The sequence below is a fragment of the Vibrio sp. M260118 genome, from assembly GCF_036533755.1.
GTDB lineage: Bacteria > Pseudomonadota > Gammaproteobacteria > Enterobacterales > Vibrionaceae > Vibrio.
Map to the genome: position 1 here is coordinate 1 of NZ_JATABG010000656.1, position 781 is coordinate 781.

The 781-nt window shown below is 42.4% G+C and carries 2 protein-coding genes; one reads left to right on the forward strand and one right to left on the reverse strand.

Annotated elements, in window-relative coordinates; translation table 11 throughout:
* The coding region (locus QTO00_RS20330) for a DUF4158 domain-containing protein (protein WP_331426359.1) at positions 1–324 on the reverse strand (324 nt) is incomplete at its 3' end.
* A gap of 154 nt (positions 325–478) precedes the next feature.
* Between QTO00_RS20330 and QTO00_RS20335 the strand changes: the two genes are divergently transcribed.
* Positions 479–781, forward strand: a 303-nt coding sequence (locus tag QTO00_RS20335; protein WP_331426360.1) for a recombinase family protein, incomplete at its 3' end; no start/stop codon positions are given.

Here is a 781-nt window from a genome sequence, read left to right on the forward strand (position 1 = left end):
ATATAGCTCTGCTAAATGTTCCCAGCGAGTTTCTTCTCTTTCTGCGTATTTCCCCCAAAGGTCAGAAGACAAGGACAGTCTCATCGAAACTCTAGATGCAATGCCCCCATGGGGAGGGTGCTGAGTATCAGGAAGAAACCCAGGCCCACGCAAGTAACAAAGCATGATAGCAAAGCCAAATCGGTTTTCTGATTTACGATGCTTGTTTATCAAACTGATATCTTGGTCGCTAAGGAAGCTGATCCGAGTCAAGATAATATCGTCATCAGGTATCACTAGCAGGTTTTCTTTTTCCTCGATACTCAATATTTGTCGTCTCGGCATAACATCTTCCTAACTTATTGGAGCTTGATAGAAAATACATGTACGAAACTGTTCGGTTTCGTACCCCTACCATATAATATGTACTAAACTATACCAAAGTAATTTCGTACACCCTTTGTAATTAGTACTCCCTTTTCGTACAGGAAAATGAACTATGTCACGTGTTTTTGCCTATTGTCGAGTGTCCACTTTAGAGCAAACGATAGAAAACCAACGGCAAGAAATTCAAGCCGCAGGATTCCATATAGAGAAACGCCGTATCATGGAAGAAAGCATCAGCGGCTCTGTTGCGGCAAATGAACGTCCTGAGTTTTCTCGATTACTCGATCGATTAGAACCAGGCGATGTGCTTGTTGTGACCAAATTAGATAGATTGGGGCGCAATGCTATGGACATCCGAAAAACTGTCGAGCATTTAGAAGAATTAGGTGTCCGTATTCATTGCTTGGCTTTAGGG